The sequence below is a fragment of the Thiothrix caldifontis genome, from assembly GCF_900107695.1.
In the GTDB taxonomy this organism is placed as follows: domain Bacteria; phylum Pseudomonadota; class Gammaproteobacteria; order Thiotrichales; family Thiotrichaceae; genus Thiothrix; species Thiothrix caldifontis.
This window is the reverse complement of the sequence record NZ_FNQP01000001.1, coordinates 195480-218091: the sequence shown is the minus strand read 5'-3', so window position 1 is coordinate 218091 and position 22612 is coordinate 195480. Positions and strand designations below refer to the sequence as shown.

Here is a 22612-nt window from a genome sequence, read left to right as displayed (position 1 = left end):
CCACTCCTCAGTGGGATAAGGGCTTAACAGTATCTTGCCAAGCTTCGCGGTTAATCCGCAGGATTTGGCGAATAGACAACGGCACTAACACCACAACACAGGTAAGCCACAGCGCCCACCACCAATTCACAAAGAAATCACCGGGGGCAAAAGTTAAGATTGGTACCAAACCACCTGCCAGACCGTAATAATGGTAGGTGGCAATCTGCGTATAATAGCCTACTCGTGGGTTAGGATGATGGCGTAGCATTGCATAAACTAAGATTCCAGCCCCAAACCATAGAATAAACACCGGAAATGGAATAAGCACCGCGAGCAGATTGCCGTAATAAAATAACTTCGCCGTTTTACTGGCGCTCTCTGCGGTCACGACTTGCGGATCATTTTGCATACTATCCCCTGACGATGAGAAACGCAAAAAGGCCGAACAGTGTCGGCCTTTTCAGGAAACATGAAGCGCTGCTTACTCGGCTGCAGCTTGCGCAGCGTCTGCTTCATCAACCAATGCAACGTAAGCCATCGGCGCATTGTCACCAGCACGGAAACCACACTTGATGATACGCAGATAACCACCTTGGCGCTCTTTGAATCGAGGGCCAAGATCGTTGAACAATTTACCCACCACTTCTTTATCACGCAAGCGCGAGAAAGCAATACGGCGGTTGTGTACAGAGTCTTCTTTCGCACGAGTGATCAGTGGCTCTGCTACACGGCGCAATTCTTTCGCTTTGGGCAAAGTTGTTTTGATCGTCTCGTGACGAAGCAGTGAGTTAGTCAACGCTTGCAGCAGAGCTTTACGGGCGCTGCTGTCGCGGCTTAATTGACGACCAGTATTACGGTGACGCATCTTCTATATCCTTCAAAACCCGTGGTTAAGCCACTTTGCTGTCACGGTGATCAAGACCTGCCGGAGGCCAGCTCTCTAGCTTTGCTCCTAGGGTTAGACCATGCTGTGCCAGCACATCTTTAATTTCAGTCAAAGACTTTTTGCCCAGATTAGGCGTCTTCAACAATTCAGTCTCAGTGCGTTGTACAAGATCACCGATGTAGAACAGATTTTCTGCTTTGAGGCAGTTGGCTGAACGTACAGTCAGTTCCAAATCATCAACTGGACGCAATAGAATCGGATCAATTTCCGGCTGAGATTCTTCACGGCGGACTGGCTCTTCAATACGCAAATCGAAAAATACAGCCAATTGCTGTTGCAAAATCTGCGCTGCCATACCAATCGACTCTTCCGCATTAACGGAACCGTTAGTTTGGATTTCCAGTACTAACTTATCCATGTCAGTACGTTGCTCAACGCGTGCGCTATCCACATTGTAGGCAACGCGCGTAATCGGGCTGTAACTGGCATCCAACACTAAAGTACCTAAAGGCAACTCAGGAGAGTCTGGGCCACGGCGTACCGATGCTGGCTGATAACCACGACCACGGGTAATGGTTAGGCTCATTTCCAGCTCAGTATCATCCTTGGTTATATGCGCAATCACATGATCTGGGTTAATGATGTCAACATCATGATCACGCTCAATATCTGCGGCTGTCACAACACCTTTGCCTTTTTTCTTCAGGCTCAAAGTTGCTTCGTCACGTGCATTGAGCCGGATAGCTAGATTTTTAAGATTTAACAAAATCTCAACTACATCTTCCTGCACACCTTCGATACTGGTGTATTCATGTACCACGCCAGTAATTTGCACTTCCGTCACAGCACTGCCCGGTATAGAAGACAGTAAGATGCGACGCAATGCATTACCCAACGTGTGACCAAAACCACGCTCTAATGGCTCAAGCGTAATACGATAGGTATTTAAACCTGTCTCGTGCACATGAACATTGCGTGGTTTTAGCAATTCTGTTGTTTTCGAGGTCATACTTTTCCTCTCGAACGAATCTATGATTACTTGGAGTACAATTCCACAATCAGTGATTCATTAATTTCGGCTGGCAGATCGCTACGGTCTGGTACGGATTTAAATGTACCTGACAGTCCCTTTGCATCAACTTCAACCCATGATGGGAAGCCAAGTTGTTCCGCTACAGCGACAGAATCCTGTATACGGGTTTGCTTTTTGGACTTTTCACGAACAGCTACGACATCACCGGCTTTAACCTGGTAGGATGGGATATTCACTGACTGACCGTTAACGGTAATAGCTTTATGGCTAACCAATTGACGGGATTCAGCGCGAGTAGAACCATAACCCATGCGGTAAACGACGTTATCAAGACGGCATTCCAGCAGTTTCAACAGGTTTTCACCCGTAGAACCTTTGCGGCGTGCTGACTCTTTAAAGTAGTTGCTGAACTGACGTTCTAAGACACCGTACATACGGCGAACTTTTTGCTTTTCGCGCAACTGGACACCATAATCGGAAAGGCGAGCTTTATTTTCGCCATGCTGACCAGGAACTTTGTCCAGTTTACATTTCTTTTCGAGGGAAACACTGCGGCTTTTCAGAAAAAGGTCAGTGCCTTCGCGTCTGCTCAGTTTGCAGGTAGGGCCAATATAACGTGCCATATGACTATCTCCTACACACGACGTTTCTTAGGTGGACGGCAACCGTTGTGAGGGATCGGCGTTACATCCACAATGCTGTTAATTCTGAAGCCAACGCTGTTCAAAGCACGTACCGCAGATTCACGACCAGGGCCTGGACCTTTGACTTCGACATCAAGGTTTTTTAAACCATAATCTTTTGCTGCGTTACCCGCACGTTCAGCAGCAACCTGTGCGGCAAACGGGGTACTTTTACGTGAGCCACGGAAACCAGAGCCACCAGAAGTAGCCCATGCCAGTGCATTGCCTTGGCGGTCAGTGATAGTCACAATAGTGTTATTAAAGGATGCATGGACGTGTGCAACACCGTCAGTGACAGTTTTCTTGACCTTCTTACGAAGGTTAACAGTTGCACCTTTTCTAGGCTGTCTTGCCATTACTTACTCTACCTGCAATCTATGTATTATTTGCGAATAGGACGACGCGGACCTTTACGGGTACGCGCGTTAGTCTTGGTACGCTGACCGCGCATTGGCAGGCCACGTCTGTGGCGAATGCCACGATAGCAACCCATATCCATCAAACGCTTGATCGACATGGAAACTTCACGACGTAAGTCACCTTCAACTAGGAGCTTACCTACTTCAAGACGCAAACGTTCAACTTGGTCTTCACTCAGGTCACGAATTTTAGTGCTTGGCACCACATCCGCTGCCTTACAAATGTCAGCAGCACGTGGACGACCAACGCCATAAATAGCGGTCAAACCGATTACTACGTGCTTATTGACAGGAAGATTGATACCCGCAATACGAGCCATTAAAATCTCTCCAGACTACCGGGAAAACGGGCGATTGTGCCAGAACCCCTTTTAATTATCAACCCAAATCGACTCTTAACCTTGACGCTGTTTGTGGCGTGGGTCAGAACAGATAATGCGAACCACACCGTTTCTGCGGATAACCCGGCAGTTACGGCACAATTTTTTAACTGAAGCTCGAACCTTCATGATAAAAACCTCTCGAAAGTGATCAGATCAGCGCACTGTGCCGGGGCGTGTCTGCGCTTTGAAATTGGCCTTTTTCATCAGACCTTCGTACTGGTGTGACATCATGTGTGCCTGTAATTGTGACAGGAAATCCATGACCACAACCACGATGATCAGCAGTGAAGTTCCCCCAAAGTAAAAAGGAACGTTCCAGCCTAAAATTAGGAATTCAGGCAACAGACAGACCAATGTGATGTAGATAGCACCGACTGCGGTCAAGCGAGTCATGACGCCATCAATGTATTTAGATGTTTGTTCACCCGGTCTAATACCCGGAATAAAAGCACCTGCTTTTTTCAAATTATCAGCGGTTTCACGTGAGTTGAATACCAGAGCCGTATAAAAGAAGCAGAAGAATACAATAGCCGTAGCATAAAGCAAGACATAAACGGGTTCACCAGGCTTTAACATATCAAAAAAGCCTTTCAACCACCCCATACCTTCGGCATTACCAAACCACTGCCCCAGTGTTGCTGGGAACAAAATAATGCTAGAAGCGAAAATTGGTGGGATAACCCCTGCCATATTCAACTTCAAAGGCAAATGACTAGACTGCCCCATCATCATTTTGCGACCTTGTTGACGATTAGCATAGTTAACCGTGATACGGCGTTGACCGCGTTCAACAAATATCACCAACGCTGTTACTGCCAACACTAGTAACAACAATCCAATGACAAACAGTGAATGCAACTCACCCGTGTTGACTAGCTCTAACGTACCACCAATAGCCGCAGGCAAACCCGCAACAATTCCTGCAAAAATGATTAAGGAAATGCCATTACCAATCCCACGCTCAGTAATTTGCTCACCTAACCACATCAAGAAAAGCGTACCAGTGACCAGTGTCACCACTGTCGTAATAGTAAAGCCAATTCCTGGATTCAACGCAATCGTTTGACCATTACCAGCATCACTACCACCTAACGCAATCGCCACACCGAAGCTTTGGAACAATGCCAAAACAACTGTACCGTAACGTGTATACTGGGTAATTTTTCGACGACCCGACTCACCTTCTTTCTTGATTTGCTCCAAAGTAGGAACAACCGTTGCCATCAACTGCATGATTATAGATGCAGAAATATACGGCATAATACCCAATGCAAATACACTCAAGCGCTCTAATGCACCACCTGAGAACATATTAAATACACCGAGGATAGTACCATTATTCTGATCGAAAAATTGCGCCATCGCTGCGGGATTCACACCCGGAACAGGGATATAAGTACCGATCCGGTAAACGATCAACGCCAGCAGTACGAAAACTAACCGCTGGCGAATCTCGACCATATTTCCGAAGCCCCCAAGGGAACCTGTAGGGTTCTTGCGCATATTTTTTATCCGTTATTCTTCGATTTTGCCGCCTGCTGCTTCGATAGCGGCACGTGCGCCCTTAGTCACGCCAACACCCTTTACAGTGACCGCTTTCGCAACTTCACCAGAAAGAATGATTTTAGCTTGCAAGGTACGCGCATCAACCACATTCGCCGCAATCAGACCAGCCAGATCAATAACATCGCCAGCCACTTGAGCCAACTCGCTCAAACGAACTTCGGCGGTGCGTTGACCAATGCGTGAACTAAAGCCAAACTTAGGCAGACGACGATGCATAGGCATCTGACCACCCTCGAACCCCTTACGGTGATGGAAACCACCTTTACGGGATTTTTGACCTTTGTGGCCACGACCAGCAGTCTTACCCAGACCGGAGCCAATACCACGGCCTACACGAATACCGTCAGGACGGCTACCCAATTCAGGTTGTAGTGTATTCAATTTCATCTTAAGCTTCCTCAACCTTGAGCATGTAGGAAATCTTATTGATCATGCCACGGTTTTCAGGGGTATCAATCACAGTAACCGGATTGTGAATCTTACGGATACCAAGACCACGTGCACACTGCTGATGAGCCTTCAGACGACCATTCAGACTGCGCACCAACGTCAGTTTGAGTTGTTTCGCGGATATCATAGTTTACCCCTTGATGTCTGCAACGGTTTTACCACGTTTAGCGGCAATCATTTCAGGCGCTTGCATAGAACCTAGTGCTGCGATGGTGGTACGCACCACATTGCCTGCGTTACGCGTCCCTTGGCATTTAGACAGTACGTTACGTACTCCAGCAACCTCCAGAACCGCACGCATAGCACCACCTGCGATAACGCCCGTACCTTCAGAAGCAGGCTGCATGTATACACGTGCAGCACCTTGTTCATATTTGATTGGGTACTGCAATGTGCCGTCAACCAAAGAAACCGTTACCATGTTACGACGTGCTTGATCCATTGCTTTCTGGATAGCGGCAGGCACTTCACGTGCTTTACCATAACCGAAACCAACGCGACCATTACCATCACCCACTACAGTCAATGCAGTGAAGCTCATGATACGCCCACCTTTTACAGTCTTTGCAACGCGGTTCACTTGAACCAACTTTTCTTGCAAACCGTCAGATGGTGCTGATGTATTTTCTGCCTTAGCCATTGGATAAATCCTTAGAATTTCAGACCGGCTTCACGAGCGCCATCTGCCAGCGCTTTGATGCGACCATGATATTTAAAACCAGAGCGATCAAAAGCAACCGCGTCAATACCTTTTGCCAATGCACGCTCAGCAACCAATTTGCCTACTGCTGTAGCAGCCGCAACATTACCAGTGTAGTCCAGACCTGCTTTCAGATCTTTATCGAGCGTGGAAGCTGAAGCCAGTACTTGAGAACCATCGGAAGTCACCACTTGTGCATAAATATGCAGAGAAGTACGGTGAATACTCAGACGGTTAACACGCAACTCACGCATTTTCATGCGGCTACGCTTACCACGACGGATGCGGGATATTTTCTTGTCCATCTTTAGTTCACCTTACTTCTTCTTCTTGGTCTCTTTACGCAGAATAACTTCGTCTGCATATTTCACACCCTTGCCTTTGTATGGCTCTGGTGGACGGTATGCACGAACTTCTGCCGCAATTTGACCAACTTTCTGCTTATCGCTACCACGGATCAGAATTTCCGTCTGACTAGGGGTTTCGACCGTAATGCCTTCAGGCATATCGTGTACAACAGGGTGGGAGAAACCCAAGCTGAGATTCAATTTGTTACCTTGAGCTTGAGCACGATAACCAACTCCAACCAGTTGCAACTTTTTCTCAAAGCCTTGGCTAACGCCAACAACCATGTTGTTTGCCAATGCACGAGTAGTACCTGCCAACGCCCAACCAGCAGAATCGCCGTCACGTTTGGCTTTAAACTTCAGTACATTATCTTCTTGGAAAACTTCTACAGCGTCATGTATTGCAAAATCAAAAGAACCTTTAGCTCCTTTAACCTTGAGATTTTGACCACTGATGCTAACTTCCACACCTTTCGGCAGAGTCAGCGCTTTCTTTGCAATTCTTGACATTTCAAAGTCCGCCTTTATTCAACAGTGCAAATGACTTCGCCACCCTGGCCAGAAGCACGGGCTGCGCGGTCACTCATAACGCCTTTGGAAGTAGAAACGATAGCTATACCGTAACCACCCATAACTGTTGGCAGTTCATCTGTACCCCGGAAGATGCGAAGACCAGGACGGCTAACACGCTTCACTTTGCTGATAACTGGCTTACCCTGAAAATATTTCAGTCTGACCGTTGTAACAGGTTTGCCTTCAACAGCACCTGTTTCAAAACTGGCAATATAACCTTCGTTTTGCAACACTTCCAGAATGGCTTTTTTCTGCTTAGAAGCAGGAAAAGCAACTTGTGCCTTATTTGCCATCTGACCGTTACGAATGCGGGTCAGCATATCGGCGATAGGATCACTCATACTCATTTTGCTTCTCCCTTACCAACTTGCTTTGGTCAAACCAGGCACATCGCCACGCATAGCAGCTTCACGCAACTTGTTACGGCACAGACCGAACTTGCGGTAAACAGCATGTGGACGACCGGTCAGGCGACAACGAGTCATTTGACGAACGGGACTACTGTCACGCGGTAACTTTTGCAACTTCTCATTAGCTTCCATTACAGCTTCAAATGAGCTATCTGGACTGCTGATGATAGCTTTAAGCTCATCACGCTTCGCTGCAAATTTAGCAACAGCAGCAGTACGGCGTGTTTCACGGGCGATCATGGATTTCTTAGCCATGTGATCTTATCCTCTTACTGCTGTCTGAAAGGGAATTTGAATGCTTCAAGCAACGCTTTCCCTTCCTCGTTATTTTTGGCGGTGGTAGCGATCGTAATATTCATACCACGCAAGGCATCAATTTTGTCGTACTCGATTTCTGGGAAGATAATCTGTTCTTTAATTCCCATGTTGTAGTTTCCACGACCATCAAATGCACGTGCATTAAGGCCACGGAAGTCACGGATACGGGGGATGGAAATATTCACCAGACGATCCAAGAATTCGTACATCTTCTCGCCACGCAATGTCACCATACAGCCAATTGGCCAGCCGTCACGAATCTTGAAGCCAGCAACGGATTTGCGGCTCAATGTAACTACAGGTTTTTGACCTGCAATTTTCGCCATATCACCAGTTGCGTGTTCAATAATTTTTTTATCGCCGACAGCTTCACCCAAACCCATATTTAGGCTGATTTTCACTAGCTTTGGCACTTCCATCACATTGTTGTACCCGAACTTGTCCGTCAATTCCTTGACGACAGTATCGCGGTAATACTGTTGCAGTCTCGACATTTTACACCTTAAGCGTCTACGCGCTCACCATTGGACTTAAAGACACGGATTTTCTTACCATCGTCCAGGAGCTTGAATCCAACACGGTCACCCTTGCCAGTAGCAGGATTGACCAGCATCACATTTGAAGTATCCATGGGCATTTCTTTTTCAATAATGCCACCTTGGACACCTGCATTTGGGTTAGGCTTAACGTGTTTTTTAACGCGATTAATACCTTGAACCAAAACTTTACCTTCGTCTACCAACACCTGCATGATCTTGCCGCGACGGCCTTTATCTTTGCCGGTGATGACAACTACTTCGTCATTGCTGCGAATTTTACGCATTTCGTCACCTACTTCTGTCGTTGCAGTCTTACAGCACTTCAGGTGCTAGAGAAATAATCTTCATGAACTTTTCACCACGCAATTCGCGAGTGACAGGCCCAAAAATACGTGTGCCGATCGGGTCAAGCTTATTGTTAAGCAGGACAGCGGCATTACCATCGAAACGAATCTTAGAGCCATCATTACGACGCACACCGTGAGCAGTACGCACGATCACTGCGTTGTAAACATCGCCTTTCTTAACTTTACCGCGCGGAATCGCATCTTTAATGCTGACTTTGATGATGTCACCAATGCCTGCATAACGACGATGAGAACCGCCCAGAACTTTGATGCACATAACTCGTTTGGCACCACTGTTATCTGCAACTTGCAGAATGGATTGCATCTGGATCATTTATGTTCTCCGTCCCTTATGCTTGGCCTGGGGCGCGTTCAACAACTTTGATCAAGGTCCAGTGCTTTGTTTTTGACAAAGGACGGCATTCCTTGAACATTACGGTATCACCTTCACGACATTCATTGTTTTCGTCATGAACATGGTATTTTTTAGAACGCTTAATAAACTTACCGTACATCGGATGTTTTACTTGACGCTCCATCAATACAACAATGGACTTGTCCATTTTGTTACTGACTACACGACCCATCAGGCTGCGTTCAACTTTTGCTTCTTCGCTAACAGTCATCGTTATTCACCTGCCACTTGCTTTTGTGCAAGCACTGTCTTGATCCGGGCAATCTGACGACGCACACGCTTCACTTCGGAAGGACGTGATAACTGGCCAGCGGCTTTTTGCATACGCAGCTTGAACTGCTCCTTCAGGTTTTCTACCAGCTCGGCTTTAAGCTCAGTCGCTGATTTTTGCTTGAGTTCTGCTGCGTTCATCACATCACCTGACGAGAAACAAATGTAGTCTTAACCGGCAGCTTCGCTGAAGCAAGGCGAAAAGCCTCACGTGCAATTTCCTCTGCCACACCTTCAATTTCATAGAGAACCTTGCCGGGCTGAACCAATGCTACCCAGTATTCAACGTTCCCTTTACCTTTACCTTGGCGAACTTCCAATGGCTTTTTGCTGATCGGCTTGTCCGGGAACACGCGAATCCAGATTTTACCGCCACGACGTACATAACGGTTGATAGCACGACGTGCAGATTCGATCTGACGCGCTGTCAAACGACCGCGTTCTACTGTTTTCAGCCCGAAGTCGCCGAAGCTGACTTTGCTGCCCGCCAATGCCAGACCACGGTTGCGGCCTTTCATCTGTTTGCGGAATTTGGTTCTCTTGGGTTGTAACATCTCAAACCTCTATCACTTCTTCTTTCTGCCTTGACCTTGGTTTTGTTGACCTTGGCTTTGGCTAGATTGCTGTTTCTGTTCCAGGTCGAAGACTTCGCCCTTGTAGATCCAAACTTTCACACCGATGATACCATAGGTGGTGAGAGCTTCCGCAGTTGCATAGTCGATGTCAGCACGCAATGTATGAAGCGGTACACGACCTTCACGGAAAAATTCAGTCCGCGCAATTTCTGCACCGTTCAAGCGTCCTGCCACACAAACCTTGATACCCAACGCACCTAGGCGCATCGCATTCGCCACTGCACGTTTGGCAGCACGACGGAACATGATACGACGCTCAAGCTGACTAGCAATGCTCTCGGCCACTAATTGGGAATCCAATTCCGGCTTACGAATTTCCTCGATATTTAGCTTCACGTTATTAACGTGCAAACCCAGTTTAGCAGCCGTTTCTGCACGCAGCTTTTCAATATCTTCGCCTTTTTTACCGATAACAACACCCGGACGTGCAGTGTGAATGGTAATAAAAGCAGACTTCGCAGGACGCTCAATCTGAATACGGCTAACTGAAGCTTCTTTCAGCTTCTTTTTCAAGAATGTGCGCACTTCCAAATCTTTAAACAGGAAGTCGGCATAATCCTTGCCTTCAGCGTACCACTTAGAGCGCCAGTCGGTGGCGATACCAAGACGGATACCGGTTGGATGTACTTTCTGACCCATACTAAACCTTACTTCTCGCCTACAGCGACGGTAATGTGACTGGTGCGCTTCAGGATGCGGTTAGCACGACCTTTAGCACGCGGCATGATACGCTTCATGGTTGGACCTTGATCAACGAATACGCGCTTAATGCACAATTCGTCCACATCGGCACCGTCATTGTGTTCAGCGTTGGCAATCGCGGATTCCAGAACCTTCTTCAGCATTGAGGCACCTTTTTTCGGGCTAAATGCCAGAATATTCAGCGCTTTGTCCACCGGCAGTCCACGAATCTGATCAGCGACCAGTCGGCACTTCTGAGGTGAAATACGCGCAAAGCGCAAATGTGCTGCAACTTCCATTTCTACCTCTTACTTCGACTTCTTGTCGGCAACGTGACCACGGTAAGAACGGGTCAGTGCAAACTCACCCAACTTATGGCCTACCATATTTTCATTAACCAGCACCGGAACATGCTGCTTGCCGTTATGCACTGCCACTGTCAAGCCAATAAATTCTGGCAGGATCATGGAGCGGCGTGACCATGTTTTGATTGGACGACGATCATTCGCTGCTTTAGCAGTTTCGATCTTCTTCATCAGGTGATGGTCAACGAAAGGACCTTTTTTGAGTGAACGTGGCACTGTTTAATCCTCTTACTTCTTGTTCCGGCGACGGACAATCATATTGTCAGTGCGTTTGTTGCTACGAGTCTTGTAACCCTTGGTTGGAACACCCCAAGGAGTAACAGGGTGGCGACCACCAGAGGTACGACCTTCACCACCACCGTGTGGATGGTCTACCGGGTTCATGACCACACCACGGACAGTAGGACGGACACCGCGCCAGCGTTTTGCACCAGCTTTACCCAGCTTAATCAAGCCATGTTCAGAGTTACCGACTTCGCCTACCGTTGCACGGCAGTCTACCGGAACCTTGCGCATTTCACCTGACCGCAGGCGAATGGTGGCATAAGCGCCTTCACGCGCCACCAACTGGGCAGAAGCACCTGCACTACGTGCCAACTGAGCACCCTTACCCACTTTCATTTCAATGCAGTGAATCACGCTACCAACCGGAATATTACGCATCGGCAGGCAGTTACCGGCAGCAATCGGCGCATGGATACCAGAAATGACTTCCGCACCCGCACTCAACCCTTTCGGCGCAATGATATAGCGACGCTCACCATCAGCATACAACAGCAATGCAATATTGGCACTGCGGTTAGGGTCATATTCCAAACGCTCAACACGAGCAGGAATATCATCCTTACGACGTTTGAAGTCGACGATACGATAGTGTTGGCGATGACCACCACCCACATGACGGGTAGTAATACGGCCTGTATTATTACGTCCACCACTCTTACGCTTGTTTTCCAACAAACTCTTACAAGGCTCACCCTTGTGTAGTTCTTTGTTGACAACCTTAACCTGGAAGCGACGCCCTGGGGAGGTTGGTTTTGCCTTAACGACTGCCATGATTCACCCTTGCCTTATTCCGCTGCCGCATCCAGAGAGAAACCTTCGGACAGGCTAACATAAGCCTTTTTCCAGTCATTGCGATGACCGCTACGACGCCCAAAGTTCTTCTGCTTGCCTTTTACGTTGATGGTACGAACCTGATCAACCTTGACTTCAAACAAAGTCTCGACAGCATCCTTGATTTCTTGTTTGGTTGCAGTTTTGGCAACCTTGAACACGTACTGGTTTGCTTTTTCAGAAGCACGGACAGTTTTCTCTGTCACACGCGGCGCAACCAAAACATGATAGAGACGTTCCATACTCATGCCAGCCACTCCTGAATCTTGCTTACTGCACCAGTTGTCACCACAACTTTCTGATGACCTACCAAGCTAACCGGATTCAAACCAGCTACCGTAGCAACTTCACAGTAAGGGATGTTGCGGGCAGACAGCAGCACATTAACATCATCTACATCAGATACCAGCAGCACATCATTGGAGCCATACTCTTTCAGCTTTGCCAGCATCAGCTTGGTTTTAGGCTCTTCAATGCTGAAAGAGTCTACTACCACAAAGCGATCCTGACGCACCAGCTCAGAGAAGATGGCACGCATTGCAGCGCGGTACATTTTCTTGTTCAGCTTCTGCGTAAAGTCACGGGGACGTGCTGCAAAAGACTTGCCACCTGTACGCCACAGTGGGCTACGGATGCTGCCCGCACGAGCACGACCAGTTCCTTTTTGCTTAAATGGCTTAGCGCCGCCACCACTGACATCAGAGCGTGTTTTCTGAGCTTTAGTACCTGCACGACCTGCTGCCATGTAAGCAACAACCGCCTGATGCACCAGACCCTCATTAAACTCGCGTGCAAAAATCTCATCGCTTACTGCGACCGAGCCACCATTTGCAATCTGTAATTCCATTGCTGCCACCTTTATGCCTTGACCGACAGCTTGACAACCACATCACCGTTAGTAGCGCCCGGAACAGCACCCTTAACCAGCAACAGATTGCGCTCAGCGTCTACACGTACCACTTGCAGATTCTGGGCAGTACGCTGTACAGCACCCATATGACCAGCCATTTTTTTGCCTGGGAATACCCGGCCTGGCGTTTGGTTCTGACCAATGGAACCCGGAACCCGATGTGACAAAGAGTTGCCATGCGTGCGGTCTTGACCGGCAAAATGATGGCGCTTCAAAACACCAGCAAAGCCTTTACCTTTGCTAACGCCAGTCACATCAACCATTTGACCTGCCTCAAACATGCTTACCGCAAGCTCAGCACCCAGTTCGTAACCTGACACATCATCAATGCGCGACTCACGAACACAAGTGCCAGCAGGCACGCCTGCCTTGGCAAAATGACCAGCTTCCGACTTGGAAACGCGGGAAGACTTTTTCTCACCTGTAGACAACTGGATGGCACTATAACCATCCGTCTCTACCGTCTTGACTTGTGATACACGGTTCGCCGCAATCTCAAGCACAGTGACGGGAGTTGAACCACCATCTTCACCGTATATCCGGGTCATACCTACTTTGCGACCCAGCAGACCGATAGCCATTTGCATACCTCTTCGAAGAATTACTCACACCGAGCAACTTTCATTCTATCTTTTAGAAAAACTCGGCTCGACCTAGGTCGAGCCGTGGAAAGCCGCGCATTATAGCAGAAAAATCTCTGCCGTTAAGTCTTTTTTTACAAATCAGTTAAGCTTGATTTGTACATCAACGCCCGCAGCCAAATCCAGCTTCATCAAGGCATCAACAGTCTTGTCAGTCGGATCAATAATATCCATCAGACGCTTGTAAGTACGAATCTCATACTGGTCACGTGCATCTTTATCAACATGCGGAGAAACCAGAATGGTGTAACGCTCTACACGTGTTGGCAAAGGGATTGGCCCTTTCACACGCGCACCAGTACGCTTGGCCGTTTCAACGATTTCAGTCGCAGAACGGTCAATCAGACGGTGATCGAATGCTTTCAGGCGAATACGGATTCTTTGATCAGACATAACTATTACTCAATAATTTTAGCAACAACACCGGCGCCGACAGTACGGCCACCTTCACGGATCGCGAAACGCAGACCGTCTTCCATAGCGATTGGGTTAATCAGGCTGACAACCAGCTTGACATTATCACCCGGCATGACCATTTCCACACCTTCCGGCAGGTCGCAAGCACCTGTTACATCGGTAGTCCGGAAGTAGAATTGCGGGCGATAGCCTTTGAAGAATGGCGTATGACGACCACCCTCCTCCTTAGACAGGACATAAACTTCCGCTTCAAATTTAGTATGCGGCTTGATAGAACCAGGCTTACATAGCACCTGACCACGCTCTACATCGTCACGCTTAGTTCCACGTAGCAACAAACCCACGTTGTCACCCGCCATACCTTGATCCAACAGCTTACGGAACATTTCAACGCCCGTTACCGTAGTGGTTTGAGTAGCACGAATACCAACGATTTCGATAGACTCACCAACCTTAATCACGCCACGCTCGATACGACCGGTCACAACCGTACCACGACCAGAGATGGAGAATACGTCTTCTACCGGCATCAAGAAGGTACCATCAACAGCACGAACCGGATCCGGGATGAAAGTATCAATGGCTTCAATCAAGCGGGCAATGGATGGCACACCGATATCAGATTCATCGCCCTCCAGTGCCATACGCGCTGAACCCCTAACGATTGGCGTGTCATCGCCAGGGAAATCGTAGCTGGACAGCAACTCACGCAGCTCCATTTCAACCAGCTCCAACAACTCTTCGTCGTCAACCAAGTCACACTTATTCATGTAAACAACGACGTATGGAACACCTACTTGGCGGGACAACAGGATGTGCTCACGTGTTTGCGGCATTGGGCCATCAGCAGCAGAACAAACCAGAATTGCGCCATCCATCTGCGCCGCACCAGTGATCATGTTCTTAACATAGTCAGCATGACCTGGGCAGTCTACGTGTGCGTAGTGACGGGTTTCAGATTCATACTCTACGTGCGCAGTAGAGATGGTGATACCACGTGCTTTTTCTTCAGGAGCGGCATCGATTTGATCATAAGCCTTTGACTCACCGCCATATTTTTTGGCCTGCACAACTGTCAACGCCGCTGTCAGCGTAGTTTTGCCGTGGTCAACGTGACCAATTGTGCCGACGTTTACGTGAGGCTTAGTTCGCTCAAATTTACTCTTTGCCATTGTTACTCACCCTTCACTTTCTTTATCACCGCCTGAGTAATAGCCGCAGGCGCTTCTGAATAACGTACAAATTCCATACTGTAAGAAGCACGCCCTTGAGTTGCAGACCGCACATCAGTCGCGTAACCAAACATCTCACCCAAAGGCACCTCTGCCCGTACCACCAAACTGCCGCTTTCCTCATCCATGCCTTGGATGACACCACGACGCCGGTTCAAATCACCGATAACATCGCCCATATACTCTTCAGGCGTAGTCACTTCAACTTTCATGATTGGCTCAAGCAAAACCGGTGCAGCATCCATAACGCCCTGACGGAGAGCTATAGAGCCTGCAATTTTGAATGCCATTTCGCTGGAATCGACATCATGATAAGAACCATCAAAAATGGTGACTTTCATATCGACCAGCGGGAATCCGACCAATACGCCGTTACCCATTTGTTCTTGCACGCCCTTGTCGACGGCTGGCACGAATTCTTTCGGTACAACACCACCCACTAAGGCATTTTCAAATTTATAGCCTTCTGCTTCGCCGAGTGGCTCAAGGCGAAGCCAAACGTGACCATATTGCCCACGCCCACCAGACTGACGCACAAATTTACCTTCAACCTCGACCGTTTTGCGGATGGTTTCGCGGTAAGCCACTTGTGGTGCACCCACATTGCAATTGACCTTGAACTCACGCAGCATCCGGTCTACGATGATTTCCAAGTGCAACTCGCCCATGCCAGCGATAATGGTTTGCCCAGTCTCTTCGTCAGTACGCACACGAAAAGAAGGATCTTCTTGCGCCAATTTACTCAGCGCAATACCCATACGTTCTTGATCAGCTTTAGATTTTGGCTCAACGGCTACCGCAATCACTGGCTCAGGAAAATCCATTTTTTCCAAAGTAATGACACGATTCATATCGCACAGCGTATCGCCCGTTGTCACGTCCTTCAGACCGACGGCAGCCGCAATATCACCGGCGCGTACTTCATCAATATCCTCACGCGCATTGGAGTGCATTTGCACCAAACGTCCAATACGCTCGCGTTTACCCTTTACGGGATTGTAAACAGCACTTTGTGATGTCAACACACCAGAATACACCCGGAAAAACGTCAACGTACCCACAAAAGGGTCGGTTGCAATCTTAAAAGCCAATGCAGCAAACGGCTCATCATCACTCGCATGACGTTCAGCCTCAGTTTCCGCCTTATCATCCAAATGCCCCTTAATCGCAGGCACATCCAATGGTGATGGCATCAACTCAACAATCTTATCAAGAGCTGCTTGCACACCCTTATTCTTGAAGGCCGAACCACAGGTCATTGGGACAATTTCAAGATTAATGGTACGCTTACGCAATCCATTAATAATCTCTTCCGCAGACAAATCACCTTCTTCAAGGTATTTGCCCATCAAAACATCATCAGCTTCAGCCGCAGCCTCCACCATCTTCTCGCGCCACTCCTGACAAGCAGCCACCATACCAGATGGAATATCAACAGCTTCGTAGGTAACTCCCTTGTCAGCATCATTCCACATAATGGCTTTCATGCGAATCAAGTCAACGACACCCACAAAATTTTCTTCTGCCCCAACAGGCAATTGCAACGGCACGGGATTAGCCCCCAGCTTAGCCTTCAACTGCTCGTAAACTCGCAGGAAGTTTGCTCCGGAACGATCCATTTTATTGACGAAAGCCATGCGTGGCACATGATACTTATTCGCCTGCCGCCATACCGTTTCCGACTGTGGCTGCACCCCACCGACGGCGCACAGCACAAACATCGCCCCATCCAACACTCGCAATGAACGCTCTACTTCAATCGTGAAGTCAACGTGCCCTGGCGTATCGATAATATTGATGCGATGCAACGGAAACTGCTTATCCATTCCCGACCAAAAACAAGTGGTAGCAGCGGAGGTAATCGTAATACCACGCTCACGCTCCTGCTCCATCCAGTCCATGGTCGCAGCGCCATCATGAACCTCCCCAATTTTATGAGACACACCTGTATAAAACAGAATACGCTCGGTAGCAGTGGTCTTACCCGCATCAATGTGCGCCATAATGCCAATATTACGATACTGCTCAATTGGAGTACTACGTGCCACTGATGGTCACTCTTATCATTACCAGCGGAAGTGGGCGAAGGCTTTGTTGGCTTCTGCCATACGATGCACGTCTTCACGCTTCTTCACAGCCGTACCACGCTTTTCAGAGGCATCCATCAATTCACCTGCGAGCTTACGCGCCATGGATTTCTCACCACGCTTGCGAGCCGCATCAATCAACCAACGCATAGCCAACGCATTTTGACGTGATGGACGCACTTCAACCGGCACTTGATAAGTTGCACCACCGACACGACGGGATTTAACTTCTACCGCAGGGCGAACGTTATCCAGTGCGTATTCCAGCACTTCAATACCGTCGCCGCCTTTTTTTCCAGCAATTTCAGTCAACGCGCCGTAAATAATTTTTTCAGCGGCAGACTTTTTACCATCTTGCATAATGGCATTCATGAACTTAGTCAGCAATTGGCTTCCGAACTTAGGATCGGGCAGCACGATGCGCTTGGGGACTTCTCTTCTTCTAGGCATGATTCATATCACCAGTGAATTACTTTTTAGGACGCTTCGTACCGTACTTGGAACGTGCCTGCTTACGGTTTTTAACACCTTGTGTATCCAGACTACCACGAACCGTGTGGTAACGGACACCCGGAAGGTCTTTTACACGACCGCCGCGAATCAGCACAACCGAGTGCTCTTGAAGATTATGGCCTTCACCACCGATATAACTGGTGACTTCAAAACCATTGGTCAGACGCACACGAGCAACCTTACGCATAGCGGAGTTCGGCTTCTTAGGCGTGGTTGTATAAACACGGGTGCAAACACCACGACGCTGCGGACAAGCCTCTAGCGCTGGCACCTTGCTTTTCTCTACTTTGCTTTGGCGCGGCTTACGCACCAATTGGTTTACTGTTGCCATATCCTGAAATTGTCTCCTGGAATCACGGGGAACTTGCCTGGCTTGCCTTGTCCCCATAAAAGCAACAGACCGAAAATCGGTCTGTTTGAGGACGCCAGATTTTAGGGATCAGAAAGGCTTCTGTCAAGGAAGTTTTCCCGATCAGTCACTTAAATCGAAAACCTGATTGCTTATTCAATCAGAATCTATGTCTAACGGCTCACCAAAGCTGATGGTTTCAGTCTGTGCTGGACGCTCATAAGCAAACTCATTACGCTGGCTACGACGGTCGTCATGGTAAGCCAACCCAGTACCTGCCGGAATCAAACGTCCGACGATAACGTTTTCTTTCAAACCACGCAGTTCATCGCGTGCACCACGTACCGCAGCCTCTGTCAGAACGCGCGTAGTCTCTTGGAAGGACGCAGCAGACACAAAGGAATCCGTTACCAAGGATGCCTTGGTAATACCCATCAGCAAACGCTCGTAAACGATCTTAAGCTTACCTTCTTTATCAAGGCGCTTATTCTCTTCCACCACACGCCAGTAATCCGTTTGCTCACCACGCAGGAACTTGCTATCACCTGGGTCAATGACCTCAACTTTACGCATCATCTGACGCACAATGACCTCGATGTGTTTATCGTTGATTTTTACCCCTTGCAAGCGGTAAACATCCTGGATTTCTTTGGCTTGGTACTCTGCTAGAGCAGTCGCACCCAGCAAGCGCAGAATGTCGTGCGGATTCGGCTCACCATCTGCAATCACCTCACCACGATTGAGCTTCTCCCCCTCAAACACATCCAAATTACGCCACTTAGGAATCAGCTCTTCGTAATGCTCGCCATCCTCACCAGTGATAATCACGCGCTGCTTACCCTTAGTTTCCTTACCAAAGGAGATTGTCCCAGTTTTTTCCGCCAGAATCGCGCCATCTTTCGGCTTACGCGCTTCAAACAAGTCAGCAACCCGTGGCAAACCACCCGTAATGTCACGCGTTTTAGAGGATGCCTGTGGCAGACGTGCCACAACCTCACCGACTTGCACAGTTGCACCATTCGTCGAGCTAACGATAGCGCCAGCAGGCAATGGATACTGAACCGGAATTTTAGTACCCTCAAAGAACACGCTATCGCCGCGCTCATCCAGCAAACGTACTGTTGGGCGTAGCTCACGACCTGCTGCTGGGCGGTTCTTAGGATCCATAACCTCAATGGAAGACAAGCCGGTGATTTCATCCACCTTCGTTTGCACTGTTACGTTGTCAATAAAATCACTGAAGCTGACCTGACCTGCCACCTCGGAAATAATCGGATGTGTATGTGGATCCCACGTCGCTACTTCTTGGCCTGCTTGGACTTCACCGTACTGCTCCACCGAAAGAATTGCACCGTAAGTCAGTTTATAGCGTTCCTTATCACGCCCGGTTGTATCGACCACACCCAGCTCACCAGAACGAGAAACAACGACTAGCTTACCATCTTTGTTGCGCACGGTTTTTACATTAAGCAAGTGAACTTGACCACTGGATTTAACCGAAATACTGCTTTCAGCCGCAGATCGGCTTGCTGCACCACCGATATGGAAGGTACGCATCGTCAACTGAGTACCCGGCTCACCGATAGATTGCGCCGCGATAACACCGACAGCTTCACCCTTATTAACAATATGTCCACGCGCAAGGTCACGCCCGTAACACTTAGCACATACACCGTAACGGGTTTCGCACGTAATCGCAGAACGTACCACGATTTCGTCAACAGCCAATGCGTCAATTTGCTTGACCCATGCCTCGTCCAAGAACGTACCCGCTGGAATAAGCACTTCATCGCCACGAGTAACGTCTTGTGCCACCACACGACCCAATACGCGTTCGGCTAGCGCCTCTACCACATCACCACCTTCGATGATCGGGCGCATTTTGATGCCTTGCGTTGTGCCGCAATCATCAATCGTAACCACCATGTCTTGCGCCACATCAACCAAACGGCGAGTCAAGTAACCAGAGTTCGCCGTTTTTAGGGCGGTATCCGCCAAACCTTTCCGCGCACCGTGCGTCGAGATAAAATATTGGAGAACGTTCAAGCCTTCACGGAAGTTAGACGTAATCGGTGTTTCGATGATTGAACCATCTGGCTTTGCCATCAAACCCCGCATCCCTGCTAACTGACGAATCTGTGCAGCAGAACCCCGCGCCCCAGAATCCGCCATCATGTAGATAGAGTTAAAAGATTCTTGGTAAACCAGATTGCCTTCGGCATCAATAACTTCTTGCTTACCAATCTTTTCCATCATCGCTTTCGCAACTTTTTCATTAGTGCTTGCCCAAATGTCAACGACCTTGTTGTAGCGTTCACCTTGAGTAACTAAACCGCTGGAGAATTGCTTTTGGATCTCCAAAACAGCTTCTTCGGCTTCAGCCAACAAACCAGCTTTCTTCTCTGGGATCATCATGTCATCTGCACAGAACGACACACCCGCACGGGTCGCATAACGGTAGCCCGTGTACATCAGTTGATCCGCAAACACGACGGCTGCTTTCAAACCAACACGACGGTACGCTTCATTGATCAGCTTAGAAATCGCCTTCTTCTTCAAAACCGTATTAAATAGTTCGAAAGGCAAACCTTCTGGCATAATCGTAGTCAACAAGGCACGACCAACGGTGGTATCCAACACTCGAATGCGTTTGATGAACTCACCATCTTCATCCTTAATGCTATCCGTAATACGCACTTTGACTTTAGCGTGTAATGACACATTACCTGTATCGTAAGCACGCTGCACTTCTTGCGGATCAGCGAAGATCATGCCCTCGCCTTTCGCATTGATCGCGTCACGGGTCATATAATACAAACCCAACACGATGTCTTGTGACGGTACAATGATTGGCTCGCCGTTCGCAGGTGACAGGACGTTATTGGTCGCCATCATCAGAGTTCGCGCTTCCAACTGCGCTTCCAGTGATAACGGTACGTGCACCGCCATTTGGTCACCGTCGAAGTCCGCGTTGAACGCTGAGCACACCAGTGGATGCAATTGAATCGCCTTACCTTCGATCAGGGTCGGCTCAAATGCTTGAATCCCCAAACGGTGCAAAGTTGGTGCGCGGTTGAGCATGACCGGGTGTTCACGGATGACTTCCGCAAGGATGTCCCATACTTCAGCCGTTTCTCGCTCTACCAATTTCTTCGCCGCCTTGATGGTGGTCGCTAAGCCACGGCGTTGCAGCTTACCAAAAATGAACGGTTTGAAGAGTTCAAGTGCCATTTTCTTGGGCAACCCACACTGGTGCAAACGTAGCGCAGGGCCGACCACGATAACTGAACGACCGGAGTAGTCGACACGTTTACCCAACAAGTTCTGACGGAAGCGCCCTTGCTTACCCTTAATCATGTCGGACAAGGATTTCAGTGGACGCTTGTTAGAACCCGTAATCGCGCGACCACGCCGACCGTTATCCAGCAGTGCATCCACAGACTCCTGCAACATACGCTTTTCATTGCGCACGATAATATCCGGGGCATTCAGCTCCAACAAACGCTTTAAACGGTTGTTACGGTTGATGACACGGCGATAGAGGTCATTCAAGTCGGATGTGGCGAAACGGCCACCATCCAACGGTACTAATGGACGCAAATCAGGCGGCAATACGGGCAGTACCGTCATAATCATCCACTCAGGTTTATTACCAGAATTGATGAATGACTCCATCAATTTCAGACGCTTACCCAAGCGCTTCAGTTTGGTTTCAGAACCTGTCTCAGCGATTTCTTCACGCATCCGCGCAACTTCTTCTTTGAGATCAGTAGTTTTCAGCAGTTCCAACACTGCTTCTGCCCCCATACTGGCTTCAAATTCGTCACCGAACTCTTCCACTGCTTCTAAGTACGCCTCATCACTCAGCAACTGACCACGCTCCAGCGTTGTCATGCCCGGCTCAGTCACCACAAAGGTCTCGAAATAAAGGATGCGCTCAATATCACGCAACGTCATATCCAACAATAAACCAATACGGGACGGCAGCGACTTTAAAAACCAGATGTGTGCGACAGGGCTAGCCAAATCGATATGCCCCATGCGGTCACGGCGTACTTTGGTTTGCGTCACTTCGACGCCACACTTTTCACACACCACACCACGGTGCTTCAAACGCTTATATTTACCACACAAGCATTCGTAGTCCTTGACAGGGCCAAAAATTTTGGCACAGAACAGGCCATCACGCTCCGGTTTGAAAGTACGGTAATTGATGGTTTCGGGCTTCTTGACTTCGCCAAAAGACCATGAACGGATAATCTCAGGCGAGGCCAAACCAACCTTGATAGCATCAAAGTCTTGGGTTTCCTGCTCTTTCTTGTGGAAATTCAATAAATCTTTCATC

Annotated in this window: 34 protein-coding genes; all 34 read right to left on the bottom strand. The window is 48.5% G+C overall.

Annotated features, from left to right (window positions below):
* Positions 1–7: 7 nt before the first annotated feature.
* Positions 8–391: a hypothetical protein gene (locus tag BLV87_RS19750; RefSeq protein ID WP_093064503.1), complete on the bottom strand. Its 384-nt coding sequence runs from the start codon at positions 389–391 to the stop codon at positions 8–10.
* A gap of 72 nt (positions 392–463) precedes the next feature.
* On the bottom strand, positions 464–847 hold the full coding sequence (gene rplQ / locus BLV87_RS01095) for a 50S ribosomal protein L17 (protein ID WP_093064501.1): 384 nt from the start codon (positions 845–847) through the stop codon (positions 464–466).
* A gap of 25 nt (positions 848–872) precedes the next feature.
* Positions 873–1877: a DNA-directed RNA polymerase subunit alpha gene (locus BLV87_RS01090; RefSeq protein ID WP_093064499.1), complete on the bottom strand. Its 1005-nt coding sequence runs from the start codon at positions 1875–1877 to the stop codon at positions 873–875.
* Between the two features lie 26 nt (positions 1878–1903).
* Entirely contained in the window at positions 1904–2524 is a 621-nt protein-coding gene (gene rpsD, locus BLV87_RS01085) for a 30S ribosomal protein S4 (RefSeq protein WP_093064497.1), read from the bottom strand.
* Positions 2525–2535: 11 nt separating this feature from the next.
* Positions 2536–2940 carry a 30S ribosomal protein S11 gene (gene rpsK, locus BLV87_RS01080; protein ID WP_028489217.1) on the bottom strand — a complete coding sequence of 135 codons (405 nt, stop codon included), beginning with the start codon at positions 2938–2940 and terminating at the stop codon, positions 2536–2538.
* A gap of 26 nt (positions 2941–2966) precedes the next feature.
* Positions 2967–3323, bottom strand: a complete 357-nt coding sequence (gene rpsM / locus BLV87_RS01075) for a 30S ribosomal protein S13 (protein ID WP_093064495.1) — start codon at positions 3321–3323, stop codon at positions 2967–2969.
* 75 nt (positions 3324–3398) lie between these two features.
* Positions 3399–3512: a 50S ribosomal protein L36 gene (gene rpmJ, locus BLV87_RS01070; protein WP_002709743.1), complete on the bottom strand. Its 114-nt coding sequence runs from the start codon at positions 3510–3512 to the stop codon at positions 3399–3401.
* Positions 3513–3539: 27 nt separating this feature from the next.
* On the bottom strand, positions 3540–4889 hold the full coding sequence (gene secY, locus BLV87_RS01065; RefSeq protein ID WP_093064493.1) for a preprotein translocase subunit SecY: 1350 nt from the start codon (positions 4887–4889) through the stop codon (positions 3540–3542).
* A 12-nt stretch (positions 4890–4901) separates the two neighbouring features.
* Positions 4902–5339 carry a 50S ribosomal protein L15 gene (rplO, locus tag BLV87_RS01060; RefSeq protein ID WP_093064491.1) on the bottom strand — a complete coding sequence of 146 codons (438 nt, stop codon included), beginning with the start codon at positions 5337–5339 and terminating at the stop codon, positions 4902–4904.
* Position 5340: 1 nt separating this feature from the next.
* Complete coding sequence (gene rpmD / locus BLV87_RS01055) at positions 5341–5529, bottom strand: 50S ribosomal protein L30 (RefSeq protein WP_093064489.1); 189 nt, start codon at positions 5527–5529, stop codon at positions 5341–5343.
* Positions 5530–5532: 3 nt separating this feature from the next.
* Positions 5533–6042: a 30S ribosomal protein S5 gene (gene rpsE, locus BLV87_RS01050; protein WP_093064487.1), complete on the bottom strand. Its 510-nt coding sequence runs from the start codon at positions 6040–6042 to the stop codon at positions 5533–5535.
* 11 nt (positions 6043–6053) lie between these two features.
* Positions 6054–6407 (bottom strand): 50S ribosomal protein L18, encoded by a 354-nt coding sequence (gene rplR, locus BLV87_RS01045; protein ID WP_093064485.1) that lies wholly within the window; start codon positions 6405–6407, stop codon positions 6054–6056.
* Between the two features lie 12 nt (positions 6408–6419).
* Positions 6420–6959: a 50S ribosomal protein L6 gene (rplF, locus tag BLV87_RS01040; protein ID WP_093064483.1), complete on the bottom strand. Its 540-nt coding sequence runs from the start codon at positions 6957–6959 to the stop codon at positions 6420–6422.
* Positions 6960–6973: 14 nt separating this feature from the next.
* Positions 6974–7369, bottom strand: coding sequence for a 30S ribosomal protein S8 (rpsH, locus tag BLV87_RS01035; RefSeq protein WP_093064481.1), 396 nt, complete (start codon positions 7367–7369; stop codon positions 6974–6976).
* Positions 7370–7381: 12 nt separating this feature from the next.
* Positions 7382–7687 (bottom strand): 30S ribosomal protein S14, encoded by a 306-nt coding sequence (gene rpsN, locus BLV87_RS01030; protein ID WP_028489208.1) that lies wholly within the window; start codon positions 7685–7687, stop codon positions 7382–7384.
* 14 nt (positions 7688–7701) lie between these two features.
* The gene (gene rplE / locus BLV87_RS01025; protein ID WP_093064479.1) at positions 7702–8244 is read right to left on the bottom strand and encodes a 50S ribosomal protein L5; all 543 of its coding nucleotides are present in this window, start codon (positions 8242–8244) and stop codon (positions 7702–7704) included.
* 8 nt (positions 8245–8252) lie between these two features.
* Positions 8253–8573: a 50S ribosomal protein L24 gene (gene rplX, locus BLV87_RS01020; RefSeq protein WP_093064477.1), complete on the bottom strand. Its 321-nt coding sequence runs from the start codon at positions 8571–8573 to the stop codon at positions 8253–8255.
* Between the two features lie 28 nt (positions 8574–8601).
* A complete protein-coding gene (rplN, locus tag BLV87_RS01015) occupies positions 8602–8970 on the bottom strand; it encodes a 50S ribosomal protein L14 (protein WP_093064475.1) in 369 nt (122 codons plus the stop codon).
* 16 nt (positions 8971–8986) lie between these two features.
* Positions 8987–9262 (bottom strand): 30S ribosomal protein S17, encoded by a 276-nt coding sequence (gene rpsQ / locus BLV87_RS01010; RefSeq protein ID WP_093064473.1) that lies wholly within the window; start codon positions 9260–9262, stop codon positions 8987–8989.
* A 2-nt stretch (positions 9263–9264) separates the two neighbouring features.
* Positions 9265–9462 carry a 50S ribosomal protein L29 gene (rpmC, locus tag BLV87_RS01005; RefSeq protein WP_093064471.1) on the bottom strand — a complete coding sequence of 66 codons (198 nt, stop codon included), beginning with the start codon at positions 9460–9462 and terminating at the stop codon, positions 9265–9267.
* Complete coding sequence (gene rplP / locus BLV87_RS01000; protein ID WP_028489202.1) at positions 9462–9875, bottom strand: 50S ribosomal protein L16; 414 nt, start codon at positions 9873–9875, stop codon at positions 9462–9464. The genes rpmC and rplP overlap by 1 nt, the downstream gene beginning before the upstream one ends.
* A gap of 12 nt (positions 9876–9887) precedes the next feature.
* Entirely contained in the window at positions 9888–10595 is a 708-nt protein-coding gene (gene rpsC / locus BLV87_RS00995; protein ID WP_093064469.1) for a 30S ribosomal protein S3, read from the bottom strand.
* An 8-nt stretch (positions 10596–10603) separates the two neighbouring features.
* Positions 10604–10936 (bottom strand): 50S ribosomal protein L22, encoded by a 333-nt coding sequence (gene rplV, locus BLV87_RS00990; RefSeq protein ID WP_093064467.1) that lies wholly within the window; start codon positions 10934–10936, stop codon positions 10604–10606.
* 9 nt (positions 10937–10945) lie between these two features.
* Positions 10946–11218, bottom strand: a complete 273-nt coding sequence (gene rpsS / locus BLV87_RS00985; protein WP_028489199.1) for a 30S ribosomal protein S19 — start codon at positions 11216–11218, stop codon at positions 10946–10948.
* A 12-nt stretch (positions 11219–11230) separates the two neighbouring features.
* On the bottom strand, positions 11231–12058 hold the full coding sequence (rplB, locus tag BLV87_RS00980; protein ID WP_093064465.1) for a 50S ribosomal protein L2: 828 nt from the start codon (positions 12056–12058) through the stop codon (positions 11231–11233).
* A 14-nt stretch (positions 12059–12072) separates the two neighbouring features.
* Positions 12073–12366, bottom strand: coding sequence for a 50S ribosomal protein L23 (gene rplW, locus BLV87_RS00975; RefSeq protein ID WP_093064463.1), 294 nt, complete (start codon positions 12364–12366; stop codon positions 12073–12075).
* On the bottom strand, positions 12363–12965 hold the full coding sequence (gene rplD, locus BLV87_RS00970) for a 50S ribosomal protein L4 (RefSeq protein ID WP_093064461.1): 603 nt from the start codon (positions 12963–12965) through the stop codon (positions 12363–12365). Before rplD ends, rplW begins: the two co-directional genes overlap by 4 nt.
* An 11-nt stretch (positions 12966–12976) precedes the next feature.
* Positions 12977–13609, bottom strand: coding sequence for a 50S ribosomal protein L3 (gene rplC / locus BLV87_RS00965; protein ID WP_093064658.1), 633 nt, complete (start codon positions 13607–13609; stop codon positions 12977–12979).
* A 141-nt stretch (positions 13610–13750) separates the two neighbouring features.
* A complete protein-coding gene (rpsJ, locus tag BLV87_RS00960) occupies positions 13751–14062 on the bottom strand; it encodes a 30S ribosomal protein S10 (protein ID WP_093064459.1) in 312 nt (103 codons plus the stop codon).
* Between the two features lie 5 nt (positions 14063–14067).
* Complete coding sequence (tuf, locus tag BLV87_RS00955; protein ID WP_093064457.1) at positions 14068–15258, bottom strand: elongation factor Tu; 1191 nt, start codon at positions 15256–15258, stop codon at positions 14068–14070.
* Positions 15259–15260: 2 nt separating this feature from the next.
* Positions 15261–17366 (bottom strand): elongation factor G, encoded by a 2106-nt coding sequence (gene fusA / locus BLV87_RS00950; protein ID WP_093064455.1) that lies wholly within the window; start codon positions 17364–17366, stop codon positions 15261–15263.
* A gap of 18 nt (positions 17367–17384) precedes the next feature.
* Positions 17385–17855 (bottom strand): 30S ribosomal protein S7, encoded by a 471-nt coding sequence (gene rpsG, locus BLV87_RS00945; RefSeq protein WP_093064453.1) that lies wholly within the window; start codon positions 17853–17855, stop codon positions 17385–17387.
* Positions 17856–17874: 19 nt separating this feature from the next.
* Positions 17875–18249, bottom strand: coding sequence for a 30S ribosomal protein S12 (gene rpsL, locus BLV87_RS00940; protein WP_028489190.1), 375 nt, complete (start codon positions 18247–18249; stop codon positions 17875–17877).
* 174 nt (positions 18250–18423) lie between these two features.
* Positions 18424–22611 carry a DNA-directed RNA polymerase subunit beta' gene (gene rpoC / locus BLV87_RS00935; protein WP_093064450.1) on the bottom strand — a complete coding sequence of 1396 codons (4188 nt, stop codon included), beginning with the start codon at positions 22609–22611 and terminating at the stop codon, positions 18424–18426.
* Between the last annotated feature and the right edge of the window lies 1 nt (position 22612).